The 24889-nt window shown below is 40.1% G+C and carries 23 protein-coding genes; 4 read left to right on the top strand and 19 right to left on the bottom strand.

The annotated features are described in order from the left end of the window. Positions 1–11 precede the first annotated feature (11 nt). The 8 genes from ACLBWE_RS01230 to ACLBWE_RS01195 are packed head-to-tail and all read right to left on the bottom strand — an operon-like array spanning position 12 to position 7220. Positions 12–293 carry a DUF971 domain-containing protein gene (locus ACLBWE_RS01230; RefSeq protein WP_447600644.1) on the bottom strand — a complete coding sequence of 94 codons (282 nt, stop codon included), beginning with the start codon at positions 291–293 and terminating at the stop codon, positions 12–14. After that, on the bottom strand, positions 277–1272 hold the full coding sequence (locus ACLBWE_RS01225; protein ID WP_447600642.1) for a HEAT repeat domain-containing protein: 996 nt from the start codon (positions 1270–1272) through the stop codon (positions 277–279). The genes ACLBWE_RS01230 and ACLBWE_RS01225 overlap by 17 nt, the downstream gene beginning before the upstream one ends. Beyond that, the gene (locus ACLBWE_RS01220; protein WP_447600640.1) at positions 1269–2108 is read right to left on the bottom strand and encodes an ABC transporter ATP-binding protein; all 840 of its coding nucleotides are present in this window, start codon (positions 2106–2108) and stop codon (positions 1269–1271) included. Before ACLBWE_RS01220 ends, ACLBWE_RS01225 begins: the two co-directional genes overlap by 4 nt. 1 nt (position 2109) lies before the next feature. Further along, a complete protein-coding gene (locus tag ACLBWE_RS01215) occupies positions 2110–2964 on the bottom strand; it encodes an ABC transporter permease (RefSeq protein WP_447600638.1) in 855 nt (284 codons plus the stop codon). A 34-nt stretch (positions 2965–2998) separates the two neighbouring features. Next, positions 2999–4429, bottom strand: coding sequence for an ABC transporter substrate-binding protein (locus ACLBWE_RS01210; RefSeq protein WP_447600636.1), 1431 nt, complete (start codon positions 4427–4429; stop codon positions 2999–3001). A 19-nt stretch (positions 4430–4448) separates the two neighbouring features. After that, positions 4449–4694 (bottom strand): 4Fe-4S dicluster domain-containing protein, encoded by a 246-nt coding sequence (locus ACLBWE_RS01205; RefSeq protein WP_056479873.1) that lies wholly within the window; start codon positions 4692–4694, stop codon positions 4449–4451. A gap of 20 nt (positions 4695–4714) precedes the next feature. Next, on the bottom strand, positions 4715–6448 hold the full coding sequence (locus ACLBWE_RS01200; RefSeq protein WP_447600633.1) for a fumarate reductase/succinate dehydrogenase flavoprotein subunit: 1734 nt from the start codon (positions 6446–6448) through the stop codon (positions 4715–4717). Positions 6449–6476: 28 nt separating this feature from the next. Beyond that, entirely contained in the window at positions 6477–7220 is a 744-nt protein-coding gene (locus tag ACLBWE_RS01195) for a GntR family transcriptional regulator (protein ID WP_447600631.1), read from the bottom strand. A 250-nt stretch (positions 7221–7470) separates the two neighbouring features. Between ACLBWE_RS01195 and chrA the strand changes: the two genes are divergently transcribed. Next, positions 7471–8820: a chromate efflux transporter gene (chrA, locus tag ACLBWE_RS01190; protein WP_447600629.1), complete on the top strand. Its 1350-nt coding sequence runs from the start codon at positions 7471–7473 to the stop codon at positions 8818–8820. 19 nt (positions 8821–8839) lie between these two features. Here the strand turns inward: chrA and ACLBWE_RS01185 are convergent, their stop codons facing one another. After that, positions 8840–9694, bottom strand: a complete 855-nt coding sequence (locus ACLBWE_RS01185; RefSeq protein ID WP_198495863.1) for a helix-turn-helix domain-containing protein — start codon at positions 9692–9694, stop codon at positions 8840–8842. A 166-nt stretch (positions 9695–9860) separates the two neighbouring features. Here ACLBWE_RS01185 and ACLBWE_RS01180 point away from each other — a divergent pair, with 166 nt between their 5' ends. Then, positions 9861–10778: a DMT family transporter gene (locus ACLBWE_RS01180; protein ID WP_447600626.1), complete on the top strand. Its 918-nt coding sequence runs from the start codon at positions 9861–9863 to the stop codon at positions 10776–10778. Positions 10779–10810: 32 nt separating this feature from the next. Here ACLBWE_RS01180 and ACLBWE_RS01175 read toward each other — a convergent pair whose 3' ends face one another. From ACLBWE_RS01175 to ACLBWE_RS01160, 4 genes are all read right to left on the bottom strand, one after another. Then, complete coding sequence (locus ACLBWE_RS01175; protein WP_447600624.1) at positions 10811–11815, bottom strand: homoserine dehydrogenase; 1005 nt, start codon at positions 11813–11815, stop codon at positions 10811–10813. A 111-nt stretch (positions 11816–11926) separates the two neighbouring features. Continuing rightward, positions 11927–12718, bottom strand: coding sequence for a sulfite exporter TauE/SafE family protein (locus ACLBWE_RS01170; protein WP_447600622.1), 792 nt, complete (start codon positions 12716–12718; stop codon positions 11927–11929). 253 nt (positions 12719–12971) lie between these two features. After that, positions 12972–14627: a TIGR01244 family sulfur transferase gene (locus ACLBWE_RS01165; RefSeq protein ID WP_447600620.1), complete on the bottom strand. Its 1656-nt coding sequence runs from the start codon at positions 14625–14627 to the stop codon at positions 12972–12974. Between the two features lie 9 nt (positions 14628–14636). Further along, positions 14637–15332 carry an MBL fold metallo-hydrolase gene (locus ACLBWE_RS01160; RefSeq protein ID WP_447600618.1) on the bottom strand — a complete coding sequence of 232 codons (696 nt, stop codon included), beginning with the start codon at positions 15330–15332 and terminating at the stop codon, positions 14637–14639. Positions 15333–15523: 191 nt separating this feature from the next. On the opposite strand from ACLBWE_RS01160, the gene ACLBWE_RS01155 reads away from it, so the two are divergent. Both ACLBWE_RS01155 and ACLBWE_RS01150 read left to right on the top strand, forming a co-directional pair. Then, the gene (locus ACLBWE_RS01155; RefSeq protein ID WP_447600616.1) at positions 15524–16795 is read left to right on the top strand and encodes a sigma-54 interaction domain-containing protein; all 1272 of its coding nucleotides are present in this window, start codon (positions 15524–15526) and stop codon (positions 16793–16795) included. Between the two features lie 69 nt (positions 16796–16864). Beyond that, positions 16865–17776 (top strand): bestrophin family protein, encoded by a 912-nt coding sequence (locus tag ACLBWE_RS01150; RefSeq protein WP_348949310.1) that lies wholly within the window; start codon positions 16865–16867, stop codon positions 17774–17776. Between the two features lie 45 nt (positions 17777–17821). On the opposite strand, the gene ACLBWE_RS01145 is transcribed toward ACLBWE_RS01150, so the two are convergent. From ACLBWE_RS01145 to ACLBWE_RS01120, 6 genes are read right to left on the bottom strand one after another with little or no spacing between them, the layout of a single operon-like run. Then, on the bottom strand, positions 17822–18880 hold the full coding sequence (locus ACLBWE_RS01145) for a 2,3-butanediol dehydrogenase (RefSeq protein ID WP_447600614.1): 1059 nt from the start codon (positions 18878–18880) through the stop codon (positions 17822–17824). Between the two features lie 29 nt (positions 18881–18909). Next, positions 18910–19695 carry an acetoin reductase gene (locus ACLBWE_RS01140; protein ID WP_447600612.1) on the bottom strand — a complete coding sequence of 262 codons (786 nt, stop codon included), beginning with the start codon at positions 19693–19695 and terminating at the stop codon, positions 18910–18912. Positions 19696–19721: 26 nt separating this feature from the next. Further along, on the bottom strand, positions 19722–21125 hold the full coding sequence (lpdA, locus tag ACLBWE_RS01135) for a dihydrolipoyl dehydrogenase (protein WP_447600610.1): 1404 nt from the start codon (positions 21123–21125) through the stop codon (positions 19722–19724). Between the two features lie 10 nt (positions 21126–21135). Beyond that, positions 21136–22674, bottom strand: coding sequence for a 2-oxo acid dehydrogenase subunit E2 (locus ACLBWE_RS01130; protein WP_447600608.1), 1539 nt, complete (start codon positions 22672–22674; stop codon positions 21136–21138). Between the two features lies 1 nt (position 22675). Beyond that, positions 22676–23695, bottom strand: coding sequence for an alpha-ketoacid dehydrogenase subunit beta (locus ACLBWE_RS01125; protein ID WP_416657737.1), 1020 nt, complete (start codon positions 23693–23695; stop codon positions 22676–22678). Between the two features lie 13 nt (positions 23696–23708). Beyond that, complete coding sequence (locus ACLBWE_RS01120; protein WP_447600606.1) at positions 23709–24671, bottom strand: thiamine pyrophosphate-dependent dehydrogenase E1 component subunit alpha; 963 nt, start codon at positions 24669–24671, stop codon at positions 23709–23711. Between the last annotated feature and the right edge of the window lie 218 nt (positions 24672–24889).

Raw genomic sequence — 24889 nt, 5'->3', positions numbered from 1 at the left:
AAAAGGCATCTTTAACACTTAACAAACTCTTTTAAGAAAACCCAAGGATAAATTCCTTTGTCATGCCCATCACTAAAACAGATTTGGGCACCATACCCTTGATCAAACATTGCGGTAATTTCAACTTCCTGCTGTTCAATTTTTATTTGTTTTATACGTTTTGATCTACAAAAACCGCAAGGACAAATTTCTCTAAGATGTTGGTGGCTCAAGCATAGGCTTGAACCATCATTCCAAATAAAATGAACTTGTTTATTTATAGTATCTACACGGATATCAGGTCTGGTTTGCATACTTCACCTCACCAATTTGATTTAATCCAATACGAATAGCTTTTCGTACTTCAGGATCAGAATCATGTTGATGCTGCTCTAATAGCATTTGAGCTTCTCGTGTGCCAATTTCCCCAAGTGCTAAAGCTACCTCTTTACGTAAATTGCTAATATCATGTTTAAAATTAGCTGCCAAATCTGCAACTGCCAAACTCGATTTTAACAATCCCAAACTGCGTACAGCTGCTATTTGTACTTGCCAGTAAGGATCCACTAATGCCTTAATTAAGGGTGCTTCCAGTTCGGAAATACGTAATTTCCCAATAGTTAATGCAGACTCCACTCTTAACTGCCAACTTTCAGCATTTAGTGAATGATTAAGTGCTTGAATCACATCAATTGATAATTTTTTACTATAAGCCAAACCACCTGTTGCAATACGTCGTACTTCGTCATCTATATCTGTTTCAACAATTTTTGCCAATATTGCAATGGCTTGATCTTGTTGCAACCAGCTTAAAGCACTCACAGCTTCACGGCGTACAAGAGTATTTTGATGCTGGACCAAAGCTGATATTTCTGCAAAGAATTGCTGCGCTCGTAAAGGTTTTAAAGCGCGTAAGATTGCACTTAGTACAAAAGTGTCTTGATGCTGTAAATATGGTGCAAGTACATCAGCTGATGCAGCTTCTTTGATTTCACTCAAACTCTGGCTCGCTGTGAGACGCACATTAAGATCTGAATCACTTAAAGCCTGAGCCAATACCTCCAAGCTGACGTGATCTTCCCAACTTTCTAATTTTTTTGCGGCCTCTTCACGCACTAAGGCTGACGAGTCATGTTGCAGTGCTGTATGTAACCAAGGTAGTAGATCTGGATTTTCTTCGTCACCGATGTTCATTAAAGTAACAAAACGAACCTTCTCATCTGGATGGTTCAACTGACCAAGAAATTCTTGATTATATTCATCTTGGTCATCTAAAGTTTGATAAAAACTCATTCGTATTCCTTGATTTGTGCTTTCTTTCCAAGCCCTAAAGGGTTTAAGCGGCTTAACTCTTCTTGTTGAGTGGCTTCCTTTAAAGTTTGCATGCAATGTTTTTTAATGGTTGTAAATTCCCTACTCGTAACAAGTTCGATATCACGTGGACGTTCAAAATCAAGGTTGATTTCCTCAATAATTCGGCCCGGTCTATGGCTCATAATCAGTACTCGATCTGCCAGAAAAAGTGCTTCATCAATATCATGGGTAATGAATAAAACCGAAGTTTGAATTTCTTGCCAAATGTCGAGCAATAGCATTTGCATCTTCAAACGGGTTTGCGCATCTAACGCACCAAAAGGTTCATCCATTAATAAGATGCGAGGTTCGTTAATAAGTACTCGTGCAATTTCAACTCTTTGCTGCATACCACCTGAAAGTTCAGCTGGAAATTTCTGCTCAAAACCTTTGAGCCCCACCAGATCAACCATTTTCTTTGCCTGATCTATACGGTTTTGTTTACCCACTCCCTTCATTTTTAAGCCGAAAGCAATATTTTCAAGCACACTTTTCCATGGAAATAACGTATGTTGCTGGAACACTAACCCTCTGTCTGGATGCGGTTCCAGAATAGATTCATTATCGACCGTTAAAGCCCCTGAACTAATGGGTAAATGCCCTGCCAAAGCACCTAGTAATGTTGATTTTCCACAACCTGAAGGACCAAGTAGACAAATAAACTCACCAGGTTGTATTTCGAAATTAACCCGATCTAATGCTTGAAAGCGACTTTTGCCTTGTCCTAAATGTAGAGATAGGTTTTGAATGCGCACATGGCCATGTTTAATCGACATTTTAAGACTTCCTCAGTTGATACCAAGGGGTAAATCGGCTTCCAATCACACGAACTAAGGAACTACTGAACATACCCAACGCTCCAATCAGCACCATGCCAACCACAATATTGCTGTAATTTTGCAAGGTGAATGACTCCCATGTGAAGTATCCAATTCCATGTTGACCAGAGATCATTTCAGCGGTGACCAAACAGAACCAACACGTGCCCATTCCAATGGATAAACCAGTAATAATGTTTGGTAATGCCCCTGGAATAACGACTTCATAAATAATGGCAAGATCAGAAGCCCCTAAACTTTTTGCCGATGCAATTAATCTTGGGTCAACTGCGCCAACGCCATGTACGGTGTTTAATAAAATTGGAAATAATGCACCAATAAAAGTAATAAAAATCATGGATGCCTCTGACGATGGAAAAATCAGAATCGCCAAAGGAATCCATGCAACTGCTGGAATCGGGCGTAAAACCTCTAATGGGGGCATTAAAAATGTAGCGAGTTTTTGATAACGCCCTGCCAACAAACCAATGCCTACACCAATTAGAGCAGCCAAAACAGAACCAACCACTACTCGAAAGACACTAGATTCGACATGTTCAAACGCAGTGCTGAGTTGAAAAAAAGACCACAGCGCATGGATGACATCTAAAGGCGTCGGTACATTGCTAAAGTTCACAATACCTAAGTTTATTTTAAGCTGAGCCAGCCCCTGCCAAATTACTATCCAGAAAGCTATAGAGGCAAAAGCGATGACGTAATTTTTAAAATGTGTCTTATATGCTCCCAACTGCTGAAAAAATTTAATCAAAAATGTACTTTGGTTTTTAGGTTTTGTTTGGACTAAACTACTCATTTGTCACCTCCTAATCATTAGCTAAGACAACACATCAGCTCTGTGTTACAAGCTGAATAGCTTTAAAGTCATATACTTTTCCGCCTTGTTGTTTAGCCCATTTTTCAGCATCATCTTTTAATAAAAAGGCCTGAATTTGTCCTGCTTTATCTGTGGCATACCATGCTAGATTGGCAAGCAACTTAATATCGGACTGATGATCTTGGCTATAAACCACACGCACCGTTTTTCCTGCCGCTTGAATTATCTTTAAATCGGAAAAAGCATGCTCAGGTGTTTCATAGCTACGAACCTTTTCCTCACCCTTTACCCAAATTTGAGTCACACGATTAAATGTTTTGATGGGTTGGCCCGTTAAAGCATCATTTGCAACCAAAGGTGATTTTGCATAGTCAGCGAGTTGCTGGCTGTAATTTAGCCCAGAAGCCTGAAATGCATCTTTAATATATTGATCATCAATAAATTTATTTACATCGAGAGTGCCATCGTTTTTGCCTAGAACTTTTAAAGTGTCAACTGCAATTTGAGTTGCTTTTCGATATTCAGGTTTCCAAGTCAAGTCACGGGTTTGTAGACCTAATGGACCATGAAACAGATAGACCACCTCGGCAGGAATACCTGTTTTTTCAGAAATAAATTCACTATATTTTTCAGGTTGTTCTCGAATCAGACGATTTGCTTCAATAGTTGCTTGTAAATAAGCTTTTATGACTTCTGGATGTTGCTCTGCATAATCCTTACTGGCAAGTGAACCATGAAATGTCGGTGATTTTGCTTGTGAACCATCATAGATTTTTTTGGCAAAACCTTGGTAGGCAAATAACTCTCCAAAGGGTACAAAGTCAGCATGCGCAGCAATCTTATGACTTTTTAATGCAGGCCCTGCAACTTCAGGAGCCTGAGCAATCACTTTAATGTCTTTATCAAGTTGCCAGCCCTCAGCTTGAATGGCACGAAGTAACAGTCCATGAGCAGTTGAGGCAAAAGGTACAGAAATAGTCTGTCCCTTTAATTCTTTCAGTGAAGTTACATTTGAGTCAATTGGAACAACAATCGCATTACCGCTACCATTAATACTGCCTGACAATGGCGCTAAAAATATGCTTTCTTTTCCAGCCTTTTTAAAAGCCGCTAAATTATTTACAGCAGGAAAGTCGGCCATTGCTCCCAAATCTAGACGCCCAGCTACCATCTCACTGGTTAGTGGTGCACCAGAGGTAAAGTTTTTCCATTGAATGTCATATTTAACGTGTTTATATTCACCATCTTTGGGTAAATATTTTGGTAATAAATTTAACTCACGAACAAGTAATCCACCCGTTGCACAGTTAATGGTTGTGTCTTGCGTACCAATCGCTACACGAACAGTTTCTGTTTTACTGCCGCACCCCAAAGTGCCAAGTACAATGGCACCAATTAAGCTACTGAGTAATAGTTTTCTATTGATCAATTTATTTTGTCTCATGTTGAGTATTCCAAATTAATTATTTGAGTAGGTATGGGATATTTACTTTGACAGCATCCGTGGGGCAGTCTTTTTCACAAGGCATGCAATACCAACACTCATCAAATTGCATATAAGCTTTTTGAGTTAGAGGATCGATTGCCAATAAGTCCATTGGACAAACATCAACACAGACTGTGCATCCTTTATCTGCAATGCATTTATCTTCATCGATAATGACGGGTGCGACAGTACGGTGCTGAACTTCTTTAAAAATAAAAGCCATGATTTAAATTCCTGATTTATTTAATCTGCAAGTGCAACATCTTTTTGAATGCGTAAACGGTCATAAGACACAGCTTCATCTTGATTAATTGGAACCACATAAGGTTCGATTGTTTTTTTGAAACTGGTCATGTTGCCGTGTTCATCTTTTTTCAAATGTGCGTGACAGAACCAATCCGAGTTATTTTTTTGAGGGAAATCTGCTCGGTAGTGATAAAGTCCCCAACGGCTTTCTTCTCTAAAAAGTGAGGCTCTGGCTGCCATTTCCGCACAATCTCGGATAAAAGAAACTTCGGCAGCGCGCATCAATTCATGGGGGTTTCTTGCAGAGATTCGAGCAATATCCTGTTTGATTTCTTCAAAACGTTTCAGGCCAATTTCCATTTTTTGGCGAGTTTTGGGTGGCTGCAAATAGTCATTTACAAAACGGCGCAGCTTATATTCCACTTGCTCGGCGGGTAAGCCCTCGGAACAGTCAAGTGGCGCAAAGATTCGTGCTTTCTCTGCTTCTATTTCAGTTTGGTTTAATTCGCTATCTTCAATTGCATTCACGTATTGCGCGGCATTTACACCCGCAAACCATCCGTAGGTAAATGCACCAAGCATATAGTTATGAGGTACAGCTGCCATATCGCCAGCGCTATATAAACCTTTAACTGAAGTTTCGGCTTTTTCATTGACCCATACACCAGAAGCACTGTGTCCACTACAAAAACCAATTTCTGAAATATGCATTTCCACCATATCTTGACGATAATTGGTTCCTCGGCCTTCATGAAAACGACCGCGACTTGGGCGCTCATTGGTATGCAAAATCTCTTCAATGGTCTGAATCGTTTCTTCAGCCAGATGATCTACTTTTAAATAAACCGGACCATTACCACTTTCCAGCTCTTGATAAAACTCCCACATCATTTGACCACTCCAGTAGTCGCACTCAATGAAACGTTCACCTTTACTATTGGCGGTATATCCACCCAATGGGCCTGTCACATAGGCACAAGCTGGACCGTTATAATCTTTAATCAGCGGATTAATTTGGAAGCATTCTAAATTGGCAAGTTCTGCACCTGCATGATATGCCATGGCATAACCATCGCCTGCATTGGTTGGGTTTTCATAAGTTCCCATTAAATAGCCTGAAGCTGGTAAACCTAAACGCCCTGCTGCACCACAACATAAAATGGCAGCTTTAGTTTTAATGACATAAAAATCACCACTACGGCAGTCAAAGCCAAGTACACCATTGATTGCACCCTGCTCATTTTTTAAAAGCTTCGTAGTCACAATTCGGTTGTTAATTTTAACTTGAGCACGCTTTAACTGACGATATAAAACCTTTTTTACATCATGGCCTTCCGGCATTGGTAAAACATAGGCACCCATGTGATGTACTTTTTTTACTGCAAATTCACCAGTTTCATCTTTTTCAAATTTAATCCCCCATTGATCGAGCTGTTGAATCGTTTTGAAACTATGCTTTGCATAAGCGTATACAGTGGTCTGGTTAACTACCCCATCATTGGCAATCGTAATTTCTTTAGTGTATTGCTCTGGTGTTGCGTACCCCGGAATGATGGCATTATTAAGCCCATCCATACCCATTGAAATAGCACCGCTACGTTTTACATTCGCTTTTTCGATCAGTAAGACTTTTAAATTAGGGTTTTCTTGTTTTGCTTTAATTGCTGCCATTGGCCCAGCAGTTCCACCACCAATAACCACAATATCAAACTCAAGATATTTAGTTTCCATTGAATATTCCTTATTTTTATTTCTGTTATTAACGATGAATACGTAAACGGTACTGGAAGGTATCGCCTGAAAAATAGAGATATTCATAGTCAATCGGTTGCCCGTTTGCATCGTGAGTCAAACGTTCGACCCGTAATACCGGAGTTCCGAGTTCGACTTGCAGCAAAGCCGATAATTCTTCATCTGCTACGGTTGCATCAATACTTAAATCAGCATGCCCTAAAGGAATGTCACACTCTTCTTCTAGGGCCTTGAAAATATCGGTAGTACGTAAATCAATCGCTTTTTCTTTAAGTTTCAAACCAATGTGTTCTGGTAAATAGGTCAATTCATAAGAAACGGGTTGTCGGTTAAGTAAGCGTACCCGTTGAATTTCATACACATTTGCTTTAACAGGTAACTTTAATTTCGGTACAACATGCATCGGGATCTGCTTAAGCTCAGCCGAGATGACACGGTTTAAAATTTCGTGACCAGCAGATGACATTGCTTCTGCAAAACCCTGCAAACTTGAAATGTTCTGAAAGGTTTTTGGCTTACTTACAAAAGTCCCTTTACCCGGAACTTTAAAAATATAACCTTCTAACTGTAATTGGTTGAGTGCTTGGCGAACTGTAATTCGACTCACACCGAACTGTTCAGCAAACTCATTTTCAGATGGAATTTGGCTAAGAACAGCATATTCACCATTTACAATTTTATTGAGAATGAGTTCCCTTAATTGATCGTAAAGAGGCTTATGATTTTTTTGATCTTGGGGTAGCTGGCTCACGACTTGCAACCTGTTATAACAACTTGAGCAAATAATGTTTAAAATGTTTCCTCTTTGGAAATAATTTAAAGCGATAACTTTAGTTTAAAAAATAATTTCTATTAATTTCAAAGTATTGATATATACAAAAACGTAAGATTGAAGAAATTATCATCAAAAGTACATCTGGCTTTGCTATGCTGTTAAAAATAATTTGGCCTTTCTAAAGCAGATATTTTTATAAATTAAGTTCTATTTTGAAGAGATGGACATGCAAGAAAAAGAACAAATCATCGCAGATGGGCCAGTAAAAAATGTCAGTTTCTGGCAAGCTTTTTTATTTTGGTTGAAGTTAGGTTTTATTAGTTTTGGAGGGCCAGCTGGACAAATTGCTGTGATGCATCAGGAACTAGTTGAACAAAAACGTTGGATTTCTGAGAAAAGATTTTTACACGCGCTTAACTACTGCATGTTATTGCCTGGTCCTGAAGCACAGCAATTGGCAACTTATATTGGTTGGCTTATGCACAGAACGGCTGGAGGATTAGTTGCAGGTATTCTATTTGTATTGCCCTCTTTATTTATCTTAATTGGATTGTCTTGGGTTTATATAAAATTTGGAGATGTTCCGGTTATTGCCGGAATTTTTTATGGGATTAAACCTGCCGTAACTGCAATTGTTTTTCATGCAACTTATCGAATAGGTAGCCGCTCACTTAAAAATAAGTTTTTATGGGGAGTTGCAATTGCTGCTTTCTTTGCCATTTTTGTTTTAAAACTTCCATTCCCTCTTATTGTTTTATCGGCAGGTATTGCAGGCTGTTTAGCGAGTAAAAAATACCCAGAATTTTTTTCTTCAGTAGCTGGACATAAAGCCAGTCAAAAAGATTATGGTCGAGCATTTATTGATGATGATACACCCACACCAGAGCATGCTAAATTCCAATGGTCGCGTTTAGCTAGACTTATTTTTGTGGCTATCGGCTTATGGTTATTACCCATCTTAGCTTTAGGTTCATATTTTGGATGGCACCACTCTTATACTCAAATGGCATGGTTTTTTACTAAAGCTGCACTGCTTACGTTTGGTGGTGCATATGCCGTTTTACCTTATGTGTATCAAGGTGCAGTTAATAGCTTTGGGTGGCTTTCACCTACTCAAATGATTGATGGACTCGCTTTAGGTGAAACCACACCGGGTCCACTGATTATGGTTGTTGCTTTTGTTGGTTTTTTAGGCGGTGTAAATCATGCACTACTTGGCTCTGAGCATCTATTCTTTGCTGGTGCATTAGGTGCTGTCATTGTCACTTGGTTTACTTTTCTCTTTTCATTTGTATTTATTTTTGCTGGTGCGCCCATCATTGAATCTACACACAATGAAATTAAGTTTACGGCGCCACTCACTGCGATTACCGCGGCTGTGGTCGGTGTGATTTTAAATCTAGCATTATTTTTTAGTTACCATGTTTTGTGGCCACACGGTTTTTCTGGTCACTTTGATGTTGTTGCGGCTTTAATTACCATTGCAGCATTTATTGCTTTGTTCCGTTTTGAAATTAATGTGTTATACGTGATTTTTACATCTGCCCTTATTGGCTTGTCGGTTTATCTTTTATAGAAAATTAACCATGAGTCCTTTAACGCAACTGTGAAGGACTCATGCCATAAAACTGTTTAAAACGATGGCTCAAATGGCTTGCTGAACTAAAGCCACATACCAATGCAATGTCTTGTAAAGAAAAGTGTGAAGACTGAATTAGTCCTTTTGCCTTGGTTAAACGTCTTTGCATGACGTATTGGTGAGGTGCCATATTCATGGATTGTTTAAACATATGGGCAAAATGGTATTCGCTTAAATTCACAACATTTGCCAAATCTGACAAAGTCAGAGCTTGATCGAGATGATCTTCAATCCATTCTTGAATATATTTGAGCTTATGAGGCGCAAGTCCGCCTTTAATAGTAGGCTGTTGCCATTTAACATTGCTATATCTTCGAATTAAATGATTTAGCAATAAACTTGCTGTGGTACTCATTTGCAAATGGTTTGACGAGTCTTGCCAGTCACAATCTAACAAGAAGAACTGATATAGCGCTCGAATCCGTTCGTCGTCATTGAATACAACTTCGTTTAGTTCAATTTGATTAGGCTCTTTGTCCCATATTTTTTCAGCAACATCACGCAAATGTTGGTCGGTATAATACAAGTGAACGAATTTGAGCCCACCTCGTATATCCCAAGTCGACTCCTGATGTTCAGGTAATAAACAAAAGCGACCCGGCCCACCGCCATTTTTCCAGCCCACAGGTGTTTTTTGATAGCTTTCATAGCCATCTTGAATATAGAGACTCAAAGTATGATGGTCGCTACAGACACTTACACGATCTTGCTGATTAGACCAAAATGCAAGTTGCATATTTTCATCAAGCACCACGGTTTCGTGAAGCTTGGCTTTAGATTGCTGTAGCTGTTCTAAAGTTTGATAGGCCATGCAAAATTAAAACGAATATCATTGAGCTTAAGTTAAACATATTCAGTAAAATTGAGCTAGTTTAGATCTATAAAAAACGCAAGATCTTGCATGTACAACACAAGAATATATACGTGAAAAATGAAGCATTCCTCGATACTTAAGCTTGGTAATCGAGGATGAAGTTATGAATATTTTACTCTATGTTGCGGTGGTGTTGATTTGGGGAACAACATGGATTGGAATTGCCGTTCAGAGCCATTATGCAACACCCGTTGTCGCAATTTTATGGCGTTTTGCCATTTCAGCCTTATTACTTTGGGTTGTTTTACTATTTTCAGGAAAATTACAGCGAATTGCTTTAAAAGATCACTTGTTCTGTATGTTGCAAGGCCTTTGTGTTTTCGGCCTAAACTTTATTTGTTTTTATACCGCTGTTAAATATGTAAATAGCGGTTTAGAGTCTGTTATTTTTTCGATGGCTGTTTTCTTTAATGCCATTAATGCGCTTATCTTTTTTAAGCAAAAACCTTCCCCAAACTTTGCTCCAGCTGCACTTTTAGGACTTGGTGGTATTGTTTTACTCTTTTGGCATGACCTCATTAATAGCCAGTTTAATGCGCAGTTATTAATGGGAATTGGGTTATGTGCAATAGGTACTTACGGTTTTTCTTTAGGGAATATGATTAGTGTTAGACACCAGAAACGTGGTTTAAATATTTTTTCAACAAACTGTTATGCCATGACCTATGGTGCATTGGTGATGTTAAGTCTGGCTTTATTTACTGGACAAGATCTAATGCCTCCGATGAATTTCCCATTTTTAAGTTCGGCACTTTATTTAGCTGTATTTGGCACGGTAATTGGCTTCTCTGCTTATTTTTCATTGGTTGGGAGAATTGGCGCTTCAAAAGCAGCATATAGCACCTTACTTTTCCCTTTAGTCGCGCTTTCTGTTTCTACCTTCTTTGAAGGATATGTATGGACCCTAAACGCTCTATTCGGAATTTTATTAATCTTACTCGGCAACTACTTAATGTTTAGTAAGTTTGAAATTGGAAAAAAGTTATTTAATACTCAAAAAAGTTGTGAGAAGCAGGCTTAAAAGCCTGCTTTTTTTATAAATCATGATTAATTTTAGCAGCCCGTTTTCAGCATTAGCTCGAGATCTTTTAAAGCCGCGGCTGCTATGGCTAAGGGCGCAGATGCTCCTCCACTTACAACAAGTTCCCCCATTTCTTGCGTTAGCACCCGAATGCATTTATTGGAACCTTGAAGATGGGCAAAAGGATGATTTGCTGGAACTAATCGTAATTCAACACCTGTTTGAATTTGCTGATTTTCAATATGAATAAAACCCACCAGACGAGGAATTAGATCTTCTTTTTTCCAATCATGAATATGATCGACAGTAACATGGCTGATTCCTTGTCTTGGAATATCTTGAATTTTTACATCAGCTCCCAAAACGGTATTTGCCAATATCGTAATTTTAGCAGTGGTATCCCATCCATCTACATCAAAAGAACTATTAGGTTCGGCAATACCTTTTGCTTGAGCTTTTTCAAGAGATTCTGCAAATGTACATTCATGTTGCAACATATCATTTAAAATAAAATTTGTGGTTCCAGTAAAAACACCTTCTATTTCTAAAATCTGACAGCCAGCCAAGTTATATTCAAACAAATCAACTGTTGGTAAAGCCGCAGCCGTCGCACCGCTAAAAAATAATTTTTTATTGTGTTGATGCGCCAAGTTAATTAATTTTTTACCTTCTACGACTAAAGCACCTTTAGATACTGCTATCGCATTCATGTTATGTGTTAGAGCATAATTTAAATAAAATAGGCCCTTTCCACCTGTCACATAGTCACTTGGGCCAGTCTCAATAATGACATCCGCCTGAACCTGTTCTAAAAACCTTTGCTCAGTTAAACCAGCTTGATATTGTGTTTTATCTAGGTACTTTGAAGCTTGTAAACCATGTTGGTCAATTAAACCTGAAGATGAATTACAGACACCCACTAAACGGGTATCAATTTGATATTTTTGTTTATAGTATGTCGATCGATTTAAAAGAAGCTCTGCAATTTGTTGCCCAATCCGTCCAAAACCACAAATTGCCACGTTGACTCGCTTCATATCGTTTTCTCAAAAATTTAAATGGTTTAAATCCAAAAATTTCCAAAGTTAATGTTAAGGCTTCATTTGGAAATTTTGTATTTATAAAGGTAAGTTAAAATACTATATCACTTAGATATTTGTGAGATTAACAATCTTAACTACCATATAAATTGCGACAGCAAAAACCATTAAAGCAAAGACTTTTTGTACAATTGCAGCCGGAATGAAACGAATGGCTCGGCGGCCTAACAACATACCGAATGCACATGCGAGTGCAAACGCACTGGTAATGCCTACTGGATAGTGAAAACCCTCTGCAATATGCATCACAATACTTATTCCACTAATGAGAAAAATAATCATAAGAGAGGTGGCAACAATACTATGCATGTCGAGATTAGTGACTTTTCTAAGTGCAGGTACGATCACAAAACCACCGCCAACGCCTAACATTCCAGTTAAAAGCCCAGCAATAATCCCGATACTCGCAAGAACACTTCCCGTTTTAAAATTCCAGATGAAACGCCCCGTACTTGGGTTAACCTGACACGGTGGGTTGTGGAAATCCGAAACTCGGTTGCTGATGAGTCGATAGCCTACTGTAAACATGACTAAGCTAAACATGAGCATGAGCCAAACAGGAGAAATCGTGTTGGCTATTAAAATTCCGATATGTGCTATAGGTGCGCCAATAATGGCAATCCAGATTGCAGCACGATAACGAACCATCTTTTTAAATAGCCCTTCAATCGTTCCAATCAGTGTAGACAGCGCAACTGCCAATAAACCAATAGGTGCTGCTTGAGCTACACTCCAGCCTTGGCTTGTCATTAGTGCAGGTACAGCAAGAATACCGCCACCAGCGCCAGTTAGACCAAGTAAAAAGCCAATCACAATGCCTTCAACGACAAGTAATAACATATCAGAAGCCTAAAATTTCATGTTTTTCATTTGCAATGAACTACTGTGTTTACTCGAACCTAGTTCTCGCCTTCTTCGAAGCTTTAGCCGCTTCTCAGGAAAAAGCGTTGCTTTTCTTATCCTCTTCCACTCGAACACAGCTTTCGTCTTCTTGCGAAGCTTCAATCGCTTCTCAGGGTAAAGCGTTGCTTTACTTATCCTCTTCCGCTCAAGCACAGCTTTCGCCTTGCGCTCGTACAAAGCGTTGCTTTGTTTAACCTTGCTCAGGTTTGACCATCCATTCGCGGCCTTTGAGCATGCCTTGCCAATAAATCGGTGGCAAAATTCGCTCTTTAAGTAACCAAGCCAAGCGAGATGGTTTCTGCCCATCAATCACCCATTTGGGAAAACTTGGAAGCAGCTTGCCACCGTAGCCAAACTCAGCCAGAACGATTTTTCCACGCTCTACAGTCAGTGGACATGAACCATAACCGTTATACTCACAAAAGTTCTGCTCACCTTTTAGTTTCGCAAGAACATTCACAGCGACTATTGGAGCTTGTGCACGTGCTGCCGCAGCAGTCTTGGCATTAGGCGCATTCATCACGTCGCCTACAGCAAAAATATTGGCATGCTCGGTGTGTTGTAAGGTTTGCGGGTTAACACTCACCCATCCAGCTTCATCTGTTAGAGTACTGGCACGAATGAAATCAGGCGCTTGTTGCGGTGGAACAACATGCAACATGTCAAAATCGCTTTCTACCAGTTCCGCATTTTCATCGTTCACTACCTTAAACCAAGCCTTCTTCGCAGGCCCATCTACTTTGACAAGTTGATGGTTAAAGTGCAGTTCAGAACCATATTTTTCGACATATTGCATCAGTGCAGGTACATATTCTTTCACACCAAATAAAACACCGCCGGTGTTATAAAAATGGATAGAAATATCTTTAAGTTTGCCGTGCTTTAACCAATAGTCGGCTGAAAGATACATTGCTTTTTGAGGAGCACCCGCACATTTAATCGGCATAGGTGGTTGGGTAAAGATCGCCTTTCCACCGTTTAGTTGTTGTACCAGTTCCCATGTATACGGCGCTAAGTCATATCGATAGTTAGAGGTCACCCCATTTTTACCAAGGGTTTCGACTAAACCTTCAATCCCATGCCAATTCAGTTTTAAACCGGGACATACGACCAACGCTTTATATTGAATGGGTTGGCATCCTTCCAGAATAACCTGATTGTGCTCAGGGTCGAATCCGGCAACAGCAGCTTTCATCCATTTAACTTTTGATGGAATCACACTTGCCATTGAGCGTGCTGTTACTTGCGGCTTAAAAATACCAGCCCCTACCATGGTCCAGCCGGGTTGATAATAATGCGTATCTGCTGGATCAATAATGACAATATCTAAGTTCGGTTCACGGCATAAGAGACTAGACGCTACAGAAATTCCAGCTGCACCAGCCCCCACAATCACAACGCTATAGCAAGGAATCGTTGCTGGTTCATGATCACGTTTTAAAATACGTGGCACTAAGCCTTTCAAGTTAAAACCAAGTTTGTTACCTGTTTCGACTAAAAGGGCTGCATTTGAAGGATCAACTTCCGCTAAAGCCCATAGACTGATGGCACGCATGCCAGAGCGGCAATACGCTAAAACAGGTTTCTGAGTATTGTGGTAAAACTGCTTAAACTCGGTAACTTGCTGATCGGTAATTTTGCCACTTGTCACTGGTTGATAAATTACATTTAGGCCATGTCGCTGAGCTGCTTCTTCAATTTCAATCACATTGGGTTGGTCTACACCTTCTCCATCTGGACGGTTACATATCAGAGTTTTTATCCCCTGATCCGCAATTTTTGCGACTTCATCAGCAGTGATTTGACCAGCAACATAAAAATCTTGATTAATTCGTTTGAGTTCCATATTGCCACCCTAAGATTGCGAAGTTGAGCCACAGGCTTGATTAGCTGGTAATGCTTTATCGATCTGTTTTGGATATGGCAGATTTAAATCAACCATTAATTTAATAAAATCTTCACGGGAGCGTTTTTGGCCTAAACGTGAGTTATATAAACGTTCATTAGCAATAGTCGAAGATAAACGTCCTTTATAATCATGTCCCGGATAAACAATTGTATCGTCCGGCAAACTGAAAAGTTGTTTATGAATACTGTCATAGAGCGTTCCAGCATTACCCTCTTGGAAGTCAGTTCGACCACAACCATCAATTAACAATGCATCCCCAGTGAAAACCATGTTTCCAACCAGATAACTCGTACAAGCATTGGTATGACCTGGTGTATAACGCGCTTCAATACTAAGGTTGCCCAATTTAAGCGTGCAACCATCTGTGATTAAAATATCTCCGCAATTTACACCTGAATTTCGGTGTAAAACTGATTTGCAATGAAAGCGTTCACGCAGCAAATTCGCAGCCGTAATATGGTCTGCATGAACATGTGTATCTAAGGTATAGATGAGTGTAAATTGATGCTGCTCTAATTCTTTTGTATAAATCTCTATATCTGATGCAACTGGGTCAATTAAAACAGCCTCTCGTGTTTCTTCACACCCAAGCATATATGTATAAGTCGAACTTTCCTGCTCAAAAAACTGCTTAAAGAACATGATTTATACCCTAATAATTTATTTCTTTCCTATATTTTGCAAATAAGATGCCAATTATTTTAATTTAAATAATAAATATAAAAATCAAATATTTAAGCCAATAATTGAATTTAAGTCCGGAAAATAAACACTACTTGATGTTTCTATGCAACTTTAGTATGTTTCAATGAAACAATGGTGAAACACAGACAATGGCAAAGTTAAATTTTGAATCAGAACAAGATTTTTTTATTTTATTTGAGCAATTAAAAGCTTTATTCCCAAATGCGAGTCTGTTTTTAGCAGACACAACGACTCACGCAATTCACTATAAATTTAATACAGATGACATTTCCGTTGAGAGCATGGCAGCGCTTACTCAAGATCATCACAATCAATATCTTGAAATTAATACACATAAAATTAAAAAGCGATTTATCTATCAAGAGCATGATATTTATATTAGCGAAAACCATTTTATTGGGAAGTTACATATTTTACAGCCAGTTGGCACAGAAGATGATATTGCTGATCAAGTGCAATTAACAGAGCAGTTACAAGACTTAGCCAAGGTTTTTAATAGTTGCTCACCAGAAATGGCCCGCATGTTTTCAATTATTCAAAGAGTGGCAATTACTGAGTTTCCAGTGCTCGTCCGAGGCGAATCTGGTAGTGGTAAAGAACTGGTGGCAAAGGCTATTCATGATTATAGCCAACGTAAGAACAAAATTTTTGTAGCCATTAACTGTGCTGCTCTAAATGCAAATATTTTAGAAAGCGAACTATTTGGGCATGTTAAAGGCGCTTTTACTGGAGCAATTCGCGACCATAAAGGTGTATTTGAACGTGCCGCCGGCGGAACCCTTTTTCTTGATGAAATTGCCGAGATCCCTTTAGAGCTACAAGCTAAATTATTACGGATACTAGAGACAGGTGAATTTACACCGGTCGGTGGTGAAAAACCTATTCAGGCCAATGTGCGCATTATTACAGCAACGCACAAAGCTTTACGTGAGGAAGCTAAGGCTGGGCGTTTCCGCCACGATCTACTCTATCGTTTACGCGTGATTCCAATTTTTATACCGCCTCTTAGAGAACGTAAAGTCGATATTCCACTCATTGTCGATCAGATTTTAAAAGAAAGCTCCACGCAACTCGACACAATGCCTCATCAAGTCAATCAAAAAGCCATGCAAGTTTTGCTTAACTATGATTGGCCAGGGAATGTTCGCGAGCTTAAAAACACATTGCTTTATGCTTTAACAATGGCAAATGGTAAAGATGAAATTGAAGTCGAAGACTTACCGAATGAACTCTTAAATGCTGAGGATTACGTTAAATTACCAGAGACAAATACGGAGCTTAGTCCAGAAAATGTGCAAGCAGCTTTGGAAAAATATAACCACAACCTGAATATGGTCGCTAATATTTTTGGAATTAGCCGCACTACGCTTTGGCGATATAGACAAAAACATAAGCTTTAGGTAGGTATTTATCTGATCTAAGGCGTATCATACAGCACTTGGTTAGGTCCGTTAGTTCAAAGGCTTTCTATGATTGTTCGCGATAAAAACAGCGTTTTTAAACTCTTATTTGCATGGAAAGGAACAGTTCTACCCAAAGTTTTACCAGCATTGAGTTTTGTTGTTCTTATTTCAGCATGTGTAGTCTGGCTTTCTTATTATCATTGGATTCAAATCCCTACCGTTCCCGCAATTGGATTTACCATCTTTGGTGTGATTCTTTCAATTTGTACCGGTTTTAGAAATAACGCGTGTTATGACCGTTGGTGGGAAGGACGCAAGTTATGGGGCGCTTTAATTGCAAATGCAAGGCATATTGTCAGAGATAGTCATGTTCTATCCAATGAACAACGTGAAAATTTAATTCATCAGGTCTTAATTTTTAGTAATTTATTGCGCGACCGTTTGCGCCAACAAACAGCAGAGCCAACGAAATTTCTTGAACATGCTTATTTAAATAACTCTTCACTCGATTATCTAAATGAGCATATTAACGCGCCTCAGTTTGTACTCGAAAATATTCAAAAAGATTTAGTCAAAGCGTTAAAAGATGGCGAAATTAGTGACATTATCTACAGCACATTGACACGTCATATTGTTGAGCTAGGTAATATTCAAGCAGGTTGTGACCGAATTGCTGGTACACCTTTGCCCTATTCATATTCAGTACTTTTACATCGCGCTGTTTACTGTTTCTGTTTCATATTGCCTTTTAGTCTTGAAGCAGCTTTAGGTATTTGGACACCACTTATTGTTGGCTTAATTGCCTACATGTTTTTAGGGTTAGATGCCTTAAGTGCCCAAATTGAAGAACCTTTTGGTTTACAAGAAAATGATTTACCGCTTGATTCAATTGTTCGTTTGATTGAACGAGAGTCTTTAAGCTCTTTAGGGCAGCCATTACCCCCTATTATTGAAGCCCAAAATAACAATTTACTTTAATAAAAAGAGCGAATTATCGCTCTTTTTATTGGTTTAAATGTCTACTTATGGCTGTACGATAATCTTAACGGCGGACTCATTGTTATGAATTAAGGTTTCAAAACCTTGTGAAATCAAATCATCAAGTTGAATACGCTGGGTAATAAATGGTTCCAGATTTATTTTACCTTCTTCAACCAGCTTAATGGTTTCCTGATGATCATTCACATAGGCAATTGTTCCTCGTACATCAAGCTCTTTCATCACCACACTATGGACATTAATAGATGCTGGATGGCTCCAAATCGAAACAATAACAATAACGCCTGTAGGTTTCACAGCCGCAACCAAAGTATCTAAAACTTTGTTCACGCTACTACATTCAAACGCAACATCGACTCCGTCACCCTTGGTGATTTTCATGACCTCAGAAACAACATCAACCTCTGATGGATCTAAAATATAATCTGCAACTCCCGACTCTTTGGCTTTTTCTTTACGTTTTGCACTCAGCTCGGTAATGATGACGGTAAGCCCTTTCGCTTTTAAAATTGCTGAAAGCAATAAACCAATTGGGCCAGCACCACCAACCAGAGCAATATCACCAGCTTTTGCCCCACTTCTTACATAGGCATGATGACCAACCGATAACGGTTCAATCAAGGCCGCCTGATCTAATGGAATTTTATTGGAAATGGGATGCACCCAACGGCGTTTAACCGCAATTTTTTCCGACAAACCACCACCACGACCACCTAAACCAATAAAGTTCATGTTTTTTGAAAGATGATAGTTGTCTCCCGGCCCCGTTGGTACATCATCTGCCACAATATAAGGCTCTACGACCACATGTTGACCGACTTCAATATCATCAACACCTTCACCGACTGCATATACAACACCAGAGAACTCATGTCCCATGGTGATTGGCGCAGATTCGCCTGAAATAGGGTGAGGATGTCCACACGGTGGAATAAAAATCGGTCCTTCCATAAATTCATGCAAATCTGTACCACAAATTCCACACCAAGCCACCTGAATACCTACAGTGCCGGGAGTGACTTCTGGTTCTGGGATATCCTCAATACGGATATCGCCTCTGTCATAAAAACGCGCTGCTTTCATTATTATCCCCCTCAAATCAGGATGTTGTTTTAGCGATAGACAATTCCGCCGTCCGTTAAAATCGATTGACCCGTAATGTAATCTGAATCTTCACTTGCCAGAAAAGCAACTAATGCAGCGACATCCTCTGGTGTTTGGGCTCTACCTAAAGCAATGCCTTCTACATATTTTTTATAGGTCTCACCTATAGCCGCACCGGTAATTTCAGCAAACCGTTTATCGATTTCAACCCACATGTCAGTTCCGACAATTCCGGGACAATAGCCGTTTACCGTAATACCGTGACTGGCATATTCTTTTGCAGCGGCTTGGGTAAGCGCACGAACTGCAAACTTGGTAGCAGAATAAATACCCAACAGAGCAAACCCATCATGGCCTGCAATTGAGCAAGCATTAATGATTTTGCCTTTATGTTGGCGTTGCTTAAATTTTGTAGCAGCAGCCTGTATGCCCCACAGTACACCGCCAATATTGATATCAACGATTTTGTGAAACTCATCTGGTGTTGTATCAGCAATAGCCTGAACCTGAGCAATTCCAGCATTATTAATCATGATGTCAAAGCCACCAAGCGTCTGCTCAGCATGATTAATCGCAGCATAAACTTGCTCTCGGTCACTGACATCGGCAATAAACGTACTGGCATTTACGCCTAAAGCTTGAATCTCTTGCTGTACAGCATTGAGTCGATCTTGTTTCATATCGACCAATGCAATGTGTACACCATCTTGCGCCAAGCGCAGGGCAATCCCACGGCCAATGCCTTGAGCTGCCCCTGTCACTAACGCGACTTTATTTTTTAATCCCTTAACCATTTTCAACTCCTGTAAATGCAGAATTTCTACATATGAATCGCTCGTTGCATTGAAGCCAAAATGGATTCATGCATGGCTTCTGATAAAGTTGGATGTGGGAAAATCACTTGAGCTAGACTTTCATCAGTTGCTTCTAGATATTTAGCAATTGCGAAACCTTGAATATGCTCGGTCACTTCATGGCCCACCATGTGTGCACCAAGTAGCTCGCCCGTTTCTGCATGTATGACAGTTTTAACGAAACCTGACGCATCTCCAATTGCCAAAGCTTTGCCATTCGCAGTTAAAGAAAACTTGCCGATTCGGACAGGTAGGTTCTGCGCTTTTGCTGCACTTTCAGTCAGACCAATGCTAGCCACTTGTGGATGAGTAAAAATGCAACCCGGAATTTGGCTACGGTCGAGTGAATGCACGTTTGCTACGCCAGCAATTTTTTCAACACATATCATTGCTTCATGGCTTGCTTTGTGGGCAAGACACGGCGCACCTGCTACATCACCAATTGCGTAGAGGCCTACAACATTGGTTTTACAATAATCATCAATTGCCACAAAACCTTGCGGGTTCAGTTCTACACCTAAACGTTCCAATCCTAGTCCCGCAGTATTAGGCTGTACACCAATTGCCGAAAGCACACGGTCAAAAACGACTGTTTGAACATCATTTGCCGTTTCAATTACACAGTGAACTTGCCCATTTTCAATTTGAATACTTTGGACAACAGCATCCGTTAGGACCTTCATTCCTTTTTGTTCAAATTGTTTTCTAACAAATTGAGCAACTTCTGCATCTTCGGTCGGTAGAATCTGCTTAGCTAAATCAATAAGCGTGACCTGACACCCCAAGTCTTGATAGAGGCTGGCAAACTCACTACCAATTGCACCCGAACCAACGACGAGTAAGCTTTTTGGCAGTTCTTCTGGAATAAGCGCTTCTTTATAGCTCCAGACATATGTTCCATCGACAAGAAGCTGAGGAACATGTCGAGCTTTAGCTCCAGTTGCCAAAATAATATGTGGGGCGCTCAAAGCCTGACTATTACCTTGAGTATCGGTCACTTCAAGTTTTTCTTTCGCTGTAAGTTGAGCACGACCATTAAACACAGTCACTTGATTCTTTTTTAGCAAGTAATCAATGCCCTGTACCAACTGTGCTGAAACTTGTCGGCTATGTTGCACAAGCTTTTGAATATCAAAATCGAGTTGGGATACCTGAAAACCAAACTGTGCTGCATTTTTAAATTGAGTTGCCAACTCTGCGCCAGCCAATAGAGCTTTGGTTGGAATACACCCCCAATTCAGGCATATTCCGCCCAAATGTTGCTCTTCTACAATTGCGGTTTTTAGCCCGAGCTGGGCTGCACGAATTGCAGCCACATATCCACCCGGTCCCGCACCAATCACAATCAAATCGAATTGAGTTTCTGACATGCGGGTTCTCCTACACCAAAATTAAAGCAGGGTTTTCAACAAACTGCTTAAAGCTGGCCAAGAACTTTGCACCTACAGCACCGTCAATGACTCGGTGATCACATGACAATGTCGCTGTGACAATTTCACGAACCACTACATTTCCATTTTCAACGACAGCACGTGGTTCTGAAGCACCCAATGCCATAATTGCGCCTTGCGGTGGATTAATGATGGCATCGAACTGTTTAACGCCTAACATTCCTAAATTTGAAATGCTAAAGCTGCCTCCCTGAAATTCGTCAGGTTGTAACTTTCCAATCTTGGCACGCGTTGCCAAATCACGCATGTCCTCGGAAATCTGTGCTAAAGACTTCTGATTGGCGGCTTTCACAATTGGTGTAATTAAACCGTTTGGAATCGCCACAGCCACTGAAATATCGGCTTGTGAAAATTGCAGAATCGATTGTGTAGCTTCATCAAATTGAACATTCACTTCAGGTACTTTAATGAGTGCTGCTGCTGCCGCTTTAATCAGCATGTCATTAATAGATAGCTTCACCTGTGGAACAGTCTCATTAATCTGCTTACGTAAATTTTGAAGTGCTTCTACGTTTAGATCGACTACAAGACGGAAATGTGGCGCATTACGTTTTGCCGCTTGCAAGCGTGAGGCAATCGCTTTACGCATACCATTCATCGCGACTGTGATGATTGTCGATTGTGGTTGAGCAACAGCACACTGAGTAGACTGTTCACTTCCCACCGTTGAGTTATTACGGTTGTAAACCGCTTCAACATCTTCTTTGCAAACGCGGCCTCTGGTACCTGAAACACGGCAGTCATTGAGGTTAATACCCCATTGTTTTGCCAAACGGCGTGCAACAGGTGTTGCCAAAACACGGCTATCATCGGCAGTAGATTTAACCACTTTAGCTTGATGTTGCTGTTTAACATCAGGCCACTGGCCTCCAGCAGCTTGCACAGCCTTCTGGATGTCTTGAACACTAATACGCCCTTCACGACCAGAACCCGTCACTTTTGCCAAATTAACATTATGCTTTTCAGCAAGTTTCAAGGCATGTGGAGTTGCAAAAAGCTTATTAGATGCTTGATAGCCTTGTAATGACTCGGATACATCGTAACCACCTTTAGCTGCTTTTACAGGAGCTGAAGTACTTGTTGCGACAGTCTTTGGTTGTTCCGCTTTTTCAACAGCAGGTGCAGATGTTTCCGCTTTACTTTGTTCTGAAGATGTTTCAGGTGCTTTAGCTGCTGAACCACCTAGTGATGTAATAAAATTTTCAATTTCTGCATCAGAAACTTGGCTTTCAGCACATACAGCAATAAGACCACCTACAGGTAAAGTATCACCGTCTTTTGCTAAGATTTTACGCAGTGTTCCCGCAAAAGGTGCTTCTAACACATTGACGATTTTTGTGGTTTCAATTTCACAAATTTCATCGCCCTTATTAAAGCTATCACCCTCTTTAATCAACCATTGGGCGATCGTGCCCTCTTCCATGGATAATCCCCATTTCGGGATCTCCAGCGTTTTAATTTCGCTCATCCTAAGCCTCCAATGTTTTTCGCACAGCTTGCTCAATACGCTCTACACTTGGAATCCATTCTTTTTCTAAAACTGGTGAGAATGGAACAGGCGTATGTGGTGGCGTTACGAGTTCAACAGGTGCTTTTAAATAATGGAAACCTTTCTGTGCAACTAATGCAGCAACATCATGACCAAAACCACAGCGTGCCGCTGACTCATCCACAATCACAACACGCCCTGTCGATGCCACAGACTCTAAAATTCCTTCTTCATCAAGAGGAGAAATTGTTCGAGGGTCTACTACTTCAACCGAAATACCATCTTTTGCTAGCTTATCTGCTACTTCATTAGCGCGGTGTACCATCAAACCTAAAGCAATAATGGTTACGTCTGTACCTTCACGGGTGTAATTTGCTACCCCAAAAGGAATGGTATAGGCTTCATCAGGAACATCACCTTTAATGTCATAGAGCATTTTGTGCTCACAGAAAACGACAGGGTCATCATCTCGAATAGCCTGAATTAAAAGTCCTTTCACATCATATGGGCTAGATGGGACCACAACTTTTAAACCTGGAACTGCGGCAAATACGTTATATGGTGACTGAGAGTGCTGAGCTGCTGCAGAAAAACCTGCACCAATCATACCTCGCACCACCATTGGCGCTTTTGCTTTTCCACCAAACATGTAACGGAATTTAGCGGCTTGGTTATAAAGCATGTCATGACACACGCCATAAAAATCCATAAACATTAGATCGGCAACAGGACGTAAACCAGTTGCAGCAGCGCCAGCCGCCATACCAATAATTGCAGATTCAGTAATTGGTGTATCAATAACACGCTCCGAACCAAATTCTGTCCACAAACCTTTAGTTACACCCAGCACACCACCGAAACCTTCAAGCTGGTTATCTTCGGTATTTTTACCGCCATGTCCACCGCGTACATCTTCCCCCAACACGAACACAGTTGGGTCACGACGCATTTCTGATTCAATGGCTTCTTTAATCGCATTACGAAAACTTTTATTTGGCATCTTTACTATTCCTTTAGTAAGAGACATAGACGTCGGTAAGGAGTTGTTCTGGTTTTGGATATGCCGCAGCACGAGCTTTAGCAACTGCATCATCAACGTTTGCCTTAGACACTGCATCAATCTCCTCTAATTTAGCTTCATCAATTTTGCCTTTAACTTTTTCTCGGAAAATTTTCAAAGGGTCTTTATTTTCTTTAACAAAGTCGACTTCCTCTTTTGAGCGAATGAGCCCTGGATCACCTTCAAAATGTCCATAAAAACGGTTAGTAATGGTTTCAATAACACTTGGCCCTTCACCACGGCGTGCACGTTCAATGGCAGTTTGAGCCGCTTCATATACAGCAAAGAAATCGGTACCATCGACTTTAACTGCCGGCAAACCAAAACCTGCTGCACGCCCAGCAATGTCTTTACTACCTACCGCGTAGTCATGACCTGTACCCTCACCAAACCCATTATTCTCAAAGACAAAAATCACAGGAAGTTTAAGTACGACAGCCATGTTCATCGCTTCAAAGGTAAGCCCCTGATTTGAACCACCATCACCTGTAAAAGAAAGCCCAACACCGCCTGTCTTTAATGTTTTAGCTGTTAGTGCAGCACCAATTGCCAAAGGAGGTCCACCACCCACAATCCCGTTGGCGCCCAGCATGCCTTTATCTAAATCGGCAATATGCATAGAACCGCCTTTTCCTCGGCACAGCCCATCATCTTTACCGAAAATTTCCAGCATCATGCCGTGAATATCACAGCCTTTTGCAATACAGTGTCCATGGCCACGATGGGTTGAAGTGATGTAGTCTTTATCTGTTAAATTCTCACAAATACCGACTGCTACAGCCTCTTCACCACTATATAAGTGAATAAAGCCGGGAATATCACCATTGGTATTTTCTTCGTGAAGTCGATCTTCAAATTCACGAATATCACGCATGCTTTTATATGCTGCGAGTAATTGCTCTTCCGTTAATTGCATATCCTTTTCCTTTATTATCTTGATTTTAAAAATCAACCAAGTTTCAAGCGAAAATACTAATTCGCTATAAATACTTAAACTCAAATTCAATAATTGATCTATTAGACCAAAAAGTTTTTATTTAAAATATTTCCAATTAAATTATTAATTTCAAAAACTTAACAACTCAAAATAAATTTAAAAAAATTTTATAATTTTCATTAGCTTGTAAAACAAAC

The sequence above is a fragment of the Acinetobacter sp. M5A5_2a genome (assembly GCF_053345265.1).
This window is presented reverse-complemented; position numbering and strand designations above follow the sequence as displayed.

Coding starts and splice junctions, on each gene's coding strand:
- ACLBWE_RS01230 (WP_447600644.1), bottom strand. CDS start 293: ATGCAAACCAGACCTGATATCCGTGTAGATACTATAAATAAACAAGTT.
- ACLBWE_RS01225 (WP_447600642.1), bottom strand. CDS start 1,272: ATGAGTTTTTATCAAACTTTAGATGACCAAGATGAATATAATCAAGAA.
- ACLBWE_RS01220 (WP_447600640.1), bottom strand. CDS start 2,108: ATGTCGATTAAACATGGCCATGTGCGCATTCAAAACCTATCTCTACAT.
- ACLBWE_RS01215 (WP_447600638.1), bottom strand. CDS start 2,964: ATGAGTAGTTTAGTCCAAACAAAACCTAAAAACCAAAGTACATTTTTG.
- ACLBWE_RS01210 (WP_447600636.1), bottom strand. CDS start 4,429: ATGAGACAAAATAAATTGATCAATAGAAAACTATTACTCAGTAGCTTA.
- ACLBWE_RS01205 (WP_056479873.1), bottom strand. CDS start 4,694: ATGGCTTTTATTTTTAAAGAAGTTCAGCACCGTACTGTCGCACCCGTC.
- ACLBWE_RS01200 (WP_447600633.1), bottom strand. CDS start 6,448: ATGGAAACTAAATATCTTGAGTTTGATATTGTGGTTATTGGTGGTGGA.
- chrA (WP_447600629.1), top strand. CDS start 7,471: ATGCAAGAAAAAGAACAAATCATCGCAGATGGGCCAGTAAAAAATGTC.
- ACLBWE_RS01185 (WP_198495863.1), bottom strand. CDS start 9,694: ATGGCCTATCAAACTTTAGAACAGCTACAGCAATCTAAAGCCAAGCTT.
- ACLBWE_RS01180 (WP_447600626.1), top strand. CDS start 9,861: ATGAATATTTTACTCTATGTTGCGGTGGTGTTGATTTGGGGAACAACA.
- ACLBWE_RS01175 (WP_447600624.1), bottom strand. CDS start 11,815: ATGAAGCGAGTCAACGTGGCAATTTGTGGTTTTGGACGGATTGGGCAA.
- ACLBWE_RS01170 (WP_447600622.1), bottom strand. CDS start 12,718: ATGTTATTACTTGTCGTTGAAGGCATTGTGATTGGCTTTTTACTTGGT.
- ACLBWE_RS01165 (WP_447600620.1), bottom strand. CDS start 14,627: ATGGAACTCAAACGAATTAATCAAGATTTTTATGTTGCTGGTCAAATC.
- ACLBWE_RS01160 (WP_447600618.1), bottom strand. CDS start 15,332: ATGTTCTTTAAGCAGTTTTTTGAGCAGGAAAGTTCGACTTATACATAT.
- ACLBWE_RS01155 (WP_447600616.1), top strand. CDS start 15,524: ATGGCAAAGTTAAATTTTGAATCAGAACAAGATTTTTTTATTTTATTT.
- ACLBWE_RS01150 (WP_348949310.1), top strand. CDS start 16,865: ATGATTGTTCGCGATAAAAACAGCGTTTTTAAACTCTTATTTGCATGG.
- ACLBWE_RS01145 (WP_447600614.1), bottom strand. CDS start 18,880: ATGAAAGCAGCGCGTTTTTATGACAGAGGCGATATCCGTATTGAGGAT.
- ACLBWE_RS01140 (WP_447600612.1), bottom strand. CDS start 19,695: ATGGTTAAGGGATTAAAAAATAAAGTCGCGTTAGTGACAGGGGCAGCT.
- lpdA (WP_447600610.1), bottom strand. CDS start 21,125: ATGTCAGAAACTCAATTCGATTTGATTGTGATTGGTGCGGGACCGGGT.
- ACLBWE_RS01130 (WP_447600608.1), bottom strand. CDS start 22,674: ATGAGCGAAATTAAAACGCTGGAGATCCCGAAATGGGGATTATCCATG.
- ACLBWE_RS01125 (WP_416657737.1), bottom strand. CDS start 23,695: ATGCCAAATAAAAGTTTTCGTAATGCGATTAAAGAAGCCATTGAATCA.
- ACLBWE_RS01120 (WP_447600606.1), bottom strand. CDS start 24,671: ATGCAATTAACGGAAGAGCAATTACTCGCAGCATATAAAAGCATGCGT.